The organism is Peribacillus sp. NPDC058002, from assembly GCF_042886655.1.
GTDB lineage: Bacteria > Bacillota > Bacilli > Bacillales > DSM-1321 > Peribacillus > Peribacillus aracenensis.
Map to the genome: position 1 here is coordinate 1 of NZ_JBHVQU010000224.1, position 5,672 is coordinate 5,672.

General features: G+C 42.7%; 5 protein-coding genes. All 5 read left to right on the forward strand.

Features of this window, described 5'->3' with window-relative positions; all coding sequences use genetic code 11:
- The first annotated feature begins 318 nt into the window (after positions 1 to 318).
- Entirely contained in the window at positions 319 to 1,134 is an 816-nt protein-coding gene (locus tag ACFVSH_RS22130) for a uroporphyrinogen-III synthase (protein WP_387707843.1), read from the forward strand.
- Between the two features lie 13 nt (positions 1,135 to 1,147).
- Positions 1,148 to 2,596 (forward strand): uroporphyrinogen-III C-methyltransferase, encoded by a 1,449-nt coding sequence (cobA, locus tag ACFVSH_RS22135; RefSeq protein WP_387707845.1) that lies wholly within the window; start codon positions 1,148 to 1,150, stop codon positions 2,594 to 2,596.
- 101 nt (positions 2,597 to 2,697) lie between these two features.
- Positions 2,698 to 2,829, forward strand: coding sequence for a hypothetical protein (locus ACFVSH_RS22140; RefSeq protein WP_387707847.1), 132 nt, complete (start codon positions 2,698 to 2,700; stop codon positions 2,827 to 2,829).
- 133 nt (positions 2,830 to 2,962) lie between these two features.
- The gene (locus ACFVSH_RS22145; RefSeq protein ID WP_387602260.1) at positions 2,963 to 3,373 is read left to right on the forward strand and encodes a DUF4064 domain-containing protein; all 411 of its coding nucleotides are present in this window, start codon (positions 2,963 to 2,965) and stop codon (positions 3,371 to 3,373) included.
- Positions 3,374 to 3,548: 175 nt separating this feature from the next.
- Positions 3,549 to 5,438 carry an immunoglobulin-like domain-containing protein gene (locus ACFVSH_RS22150; RefSeq protein WP_387602263.1) on the forward strand — a complete coding sequence of 630 codons (1,890 nt, stop codon included), beginning with the start codon at positions 3,549 to 3,551 and terminating at the stop codon, positions 5,436 to 5,438.
- Positions 5,439 to 5,672 lie beyond the last annotated feature (234 nt).

Below are 5,672 nucleotides of genomic sequence, written 5' to 3' on the forward strand. Positions count from 1 at the left end.
GGAGAGTATTGCCCAAAGGGCCGTTCACAAAAGTTAATAAAGTGAAAATTTGGCTGTCCTGGTGGCAGTTTTTTTTACTGTGTTCCAAACTCACGAGTAAAAGCCCTGAACTCACGAGTATTTGCTCGAAACTCACGAGTATTCGACGTATAAGTAGAAAAATGCTGCCAATCTACTTTTTCATTGAATTTATATAGGATAAAAGAAAGAAAAAGCGTTGATTTTGATATCGAATTCGTTTTTTATAGTTTCAAAGACTGAAAATTTGTATAATGGGTGAGATGGATTTAATTGAATGTACATATAGGAGGGGCAAGGATGAGTAAGCTTAATGGCAGGACCGTTGCTTTATTGGGAGCGAGGAAGACGGAAGAACTTAGTAAAATCGTTCAAAATCTTGGGGGAGTCCCGTTCGTTCGCCCGGCACAGGGGACGGTATTCCTGGATGATTCCCATTTGGAAGAAGATGTCGCCCGGTTGCTGGCAGGGGAGTTCGATTGGATCATCCTGACGACGGGAGTGGGGACGGAATTATTATATAAAACGGCAGTGAAGATGGAAGCGGGAGATCGTTTCATTGAAGCTTTACAGTCCATGAAAATTGCAGCCAGGGGCTATAAAACGGTGAATATGCTGAAAAAGCTTGGCCTGCAGCCGTTAATCCGGGATGATGATGGCAGTACGGCAGGGCTTGTTCGCAATCTGGAAGGCCATCTGCCTGAAGGTGTAAAGGTCGCTTTGCAGCTTCACGGCGATCCGGCGCCTCTTTTGATGAACTGGTTGGATGAACAAAAAGTGGAATATAAAGAAATCCTGCCATATGAACATATACCGCCCAAAAAAGAAACGATGCAACAGCTGATCCAAGAAATCCTTGAAGGCAAAATCGATTCGGTTGTGTTCACAAGTGCACCGCAGCCGCGAAATTTAATGAGTTTTGTCCGTGAACAAGGTGTGGAGGATAAGATAACCGACCTGTTTGCATCAGATGTAATTGCTCTTGCGGTCGGAAAGGTAACGGCGCAGGTGATAATCGATGAAGGGATCGAGCGGGTCATATATCCTGAAGATCAGCGGATGGGCAGTGCAATGGTGGAGCTGGTGAAATATTATCAGGGAATAGCAAGCAGATAGGAGTGAATTCGGCATGACCAAGGGCAAGGTCTATTTTGTGGGTGCTGGTCCGGGTGATGTGGGCCTTATTAGCGTAAAAGGTCAAAAAGCGATTGAAAAAGCGGACATCATTTTATATGACAGATTGCTTAATCCAAAGCTGTTGGAGGCTGCCGCCCTCGATTGTGAATTGATATATTGTGGCAAGACACCTTATACGAATGGCATCAGTCAAGGGGAAATCAATGAGCTGCTTGTTTCCAAAGCAATGGCAGGGCACCGGGTCGTCCGCTTGAAAGGCGGGGATCCTTCCGTTTTTGGAAGAGTAGGGGAGGAAGCCGAATCGTTGAAAGATGTGGGAATCCCATTCGAAGTCATTCCAGGGGTTACGTCCAGCATTGCTGCATCCATGTACGCGGGAGTCCCCGTCACGCATCGGGATTATGGACGTTCCTTTGCGATGGTGACGGGCCATGACCAAACGAAGAAGGATATGGATTGGAACGGGCTTGTGAATAGCATCGATACGGTTGCCTTTTATATGGGTGTGGCCAACCTTCCGTATATCCGTGAAAATTTGATCAATCATGGAAAGCCGGGGAATACACCGGCACTCGTCATACAATGGGGCACTTATGGAAGACAGGAAAGTGTTGAAGGGACTTTGGATGATATCGTTGAAAGGGTGAGTGAAAGGTCGCTTGGCAATCCTGCGATCACCTTGGTCGGGGATATCATTTCACTAAGGGGAAAACTGCAATGGTTCGAAAAGAAGCCACTGTTTGGGCAACGGTTTTTAGTGGCCCGGACCGGGACGGCAAAAAGTTCCTTGGCAGAAACTCTGCATGAACTTGGCGGCGAAGTCATCGAGTTTCCTAAATGGAATGCGGCCAAAGTGAAAATAGATGAAAGTCAGCTGCTCTCTTTACTTTTGTATGATCGGATTCTCTTCACTTCTCCCGAAAGTGTCCATGGATTCTTGGATTCACTCATTGAACATGCTATTGATTTCCGCCGGATTTCTTCTAAACTTTATGTGTTATCAAGGAAATCGAAAAAGGCTTTACAGCAACGGGGACTGATGGCCGAGCTCAAATCCGAGATGTCGGAAGCCGGAACCTTATTGGTTGTTGGTGATCGAAACAGAGATCAAAGAGACCTTGCTCATGGGAACGGAGACTATTTTCAATCAGTCGATAAATCCGTCGATGAAAGATTTCTTGAAATCCTTCCGAGAATGCTGGAAGGGGTAGCTGTCGGAACGGTACTATTTTCGAATCGGCATTCAGTTGATATGCTGATGCAATATGGGGAAAAGGCAGACGTGGATGTTGAAGGGCTGCTAAATCAAGCCCTCATCGGGGTAATCGGGGAAAGTACCGGCGATAGACTTAAAGACTATGGATTTACATTGGACATGATGCCGAAAGAACCGTCTGTCGAACAATTGGTGGAGTTGATCTTGAATAGGAATGTTTTTTAGGCTCTGATGAAAACAGAGTCTATTTCCTATGGAGGGGATTGGTGATACATACCCGTAGAAATGTTCTAGGGTGATTTCATGTTTAATATGGGCGATATTTTATGGCAATTATTCTTCATTGCCCTGCTGGTTCCGTTATTCGTAATGATTGTGAAGGCGTCCGTTTATTTATAAAACATATGACAAAGGTGATTAACCTGGAAAGTAAAAGAGATGAATATATGATCGATTGAAAAAAGGGAATGGAGTTGGTCAACTTTACCAAATGGACGTTCATAAGATTTTGGGGAGTAAGGAATAAAAGTCTTTTATTTCTTCACAGATTGGGTATTATATATACGTGACTTTTCCAGGGAGGCGAAGTAAATGAAACGGACATGGGAATTCGTATTAAGTATCTTAGGTGTGGGTATCGCTGTGATTTTTTTAATCATGACGATCATAGCGGCCGTTTATCTCAACAGTATCGATATGAAAGAAATGATGGACTACTCTTTAATGACAGATTCAGAGTTTTCCTCGTCTGAGGTAGATATGTCGATCAAGTTGTTCATGGGCATACTATGGGCTGGAATCATATCGCTGTTCATTGCATTGGCGGGCGGTTTGATCTCTATCTTTCTATTAAAAGGCGGCAAAGCGAAGGGAGCCGGAATCTTATTGATCATTACGGGCATTCTGACGGTCTTTCATGTTTGGCCGCTTTTTTTCTTCATCATACCGGGTATCATGTGCCTTGTAAGGAAGCCGAGGGAAACGGTGGAAGTGATCGTATGATCCGGCACTATACATAGTGTAATTTGAAAACAAAGGAGCTGACCCGAAAATGCGGGTCAGCTCCTTTGTGCTGTGAGGATATTTTAGGGGGATATTCCTATTTGTACCTGAAATCATCAGTCTATCATGTTACTATTATTATAGATTTAAATATAAATAGACTGGAGTTCAATCAATGAGGATACCTTTAATGAAGGTTGGGGCACTGACCTGTTTAACGCTCGGTTTGTTCAATGGACAGGCTTTTGCGGAGTCTGGAATAACCAATGCGTGTTCATCATTCGGTAAGATTCAATCCAATGAAAATCCTTCCCATAGGCAAATTAACTGCTTACTGACGAATGCGGCAATAGAGGCCGAAATCCCCCCTGAAGTGGTAAAAGCGGTGGCTACGCAGGAAAACGGGGATTGGAGGCAGTTTAATGAGGACGGTACACCGAATAAATCCGGCGATGGCGGTATCGGTCTAATGCAGCTTACCAATAAAAGTGGGTATGACCAGAAAAAGCTGGAAAATGATATAGTCTACAATATCGAGGCAGGCGTCGAGGTGTTGAATGGCATGTATTCAAGAAGGGATTTGCCCAAGATCAAAGGTGCAGGACGAAGGGTCATCGAAAATTGGTATTTCCCTGTCATGGCATACAACGGGACAAAACCGGTTAACAGTCCTCTTTACCAAGAAAACGGGAAAATAAATCCGAATGCCTATCAAGAGGAAGTTTTTGCCGAGATAGAAAAACAAAGTTATTTGGATGGCACAAAACTGGCCAAATATCCATTCAAAACAACGGACTTTCAATATGATCGGGAAAGCACCGAAAATATCATCTTTAAAAATCTTGAATACACACTGACAGATCAAACGCATGACTCTGTTTATTGGTTCAAGGCCGGAGACAAAGTTTTGACGACATCCAGTGCGAATATCAGGAAAGAAATAAGCACTACGGCAGGAGCGGTGCTTGTGCCACCCAATACAAGCTTGATCATCAAAGGGAATTTTGACTATCACGAATCTAAAGGAAATAAATTTGTCTTTTACCCCGTACAAACGGAAGACAAGGGTATTAAGGGATATGTTTCATCGGCTTACATATCCAATAGGCCATCAGGTGTCGTGCCCATCAAGGATACGAATAAACCTGTGATTTCAGGAGCAACTGGTAAATCGATACCATTCAACTCAACTTTCAATCCCAAAACCAGCGTAAAGGCGAAGGATGATAAAGATGGTGACTTAACGAGTGCCATACGTGTGGAAGGTAAGGTGGATACCAAGAAAGTGGGCACCTATACTTTAACTTATACGGTAGCGGACAAAGCTGGGAATGTTGCCAAGGTCATAAGGAAAATAACCGTTTATGACAAAGTCAAGCCGGTGATTTCCGGTGCCGGGAATAAAACCATCAAACTTAATTCTTCATTCAATCCAAAAACAAACGTGAGTGCCAAGGATAATGCCGATGGCAGCTTGACTAGTAAAATCAAAGTGACGGGTACAGTGAATACGAAGAAAAAGGGGACCTATACATTGAAGTATACGGTCACCGATTCATCGAAAAATGCAGCGACAGTCACAAGAAAGATCACGATAGACGGCACCAAGCCAGTCATCTCGGGAGCCAATAGTAAAACCGTCGGCTATTATTCGACATTCAACCCTAAATCAGGCGTATCCGCGAAAGATAACCTGGATGGCAACATGACTAGTAAAATAAAGGTGACAGGTACGATAAATACAAAGAAAAAAGGAACGTATACATTAAAGTATACAGTCACTGATTCATCAAAAAATACTGCGACAGTCACAAGAAAGATTACGGTAGACAGCACCAAGCCGGTCATTTCCGGTGCAAAAAGCAAAACCATTGCCTATAACTCGACATTCAATCCTAAATCAGGTGTATCCGCGAAAGATAATCTTGATGGAAGTTTAACAAGTGAGATCAAAATAACAGGGACTGTGAATACGAAGAAAAAAGGCACCTATACATTGACTTACACAGTTACGGATAAATCGAAGAACAAGGCAGAAGTAAAACGGAAAATCACTGTTAAATAGAAGGGGAAAAGTCAATTTCACAATACATTTTTACCGTGAATTCACACATGAATTCACGTTTTTTATTTCCTTGTTTTACTACATGCCAATTCCGAATATGGAAATAATTATTGTTCAATGCGAATTTAACGGTGAATATCATGTGATTTTTACTGTGAATTACGAAGGATATTATTTATTTTAAGTAGGTTCTGTTATTTTTCGTTGTTGTTTTCTTTTATTAAACTATTCGGA

What these genes read in the sequence shown, in the direction of transcription:
- ACFVSH_RS22140 (WP_387707847.1), top strand. Translation starts at nt 2,698, where the DNA reads ATGGCAATTATTCTTCATTGCCCTGCTGGTTCCGTTATTCGTAATGAT.
- ACFVSH_RS22150 (WP_387602263.1), top strand. Translation starts at nt 3,549, where the DNA reads ATGAGGATACCTTTAATGAAGGTTGGGGCACTGACCTGTTTAACGCTC.
- cobA (WP_387707845.1), top strand. Translation starts at nt 1,148, where the DNA reads ATGACCAAGGGCAAGGTCTATTTTGTGGGTGCTGGTCCGGGTGATGTG.
- ACFVSH_RS22130 (WP_387707843.1), top strand. Translation starts at nt 319, where the DNA reads ATGAGTAAGCTTAATGGCAGGACCGTTGCTTTATTGGGAGCGAGGAAG.
- ACFVSH_RS22145 (WP_387602260.1), top strand. Translation starts at nt 2,963, where the DNA reads ATGAAACGGACATGGGAATTCGTATTAAGTATCTTAGGTGTGGGTATC.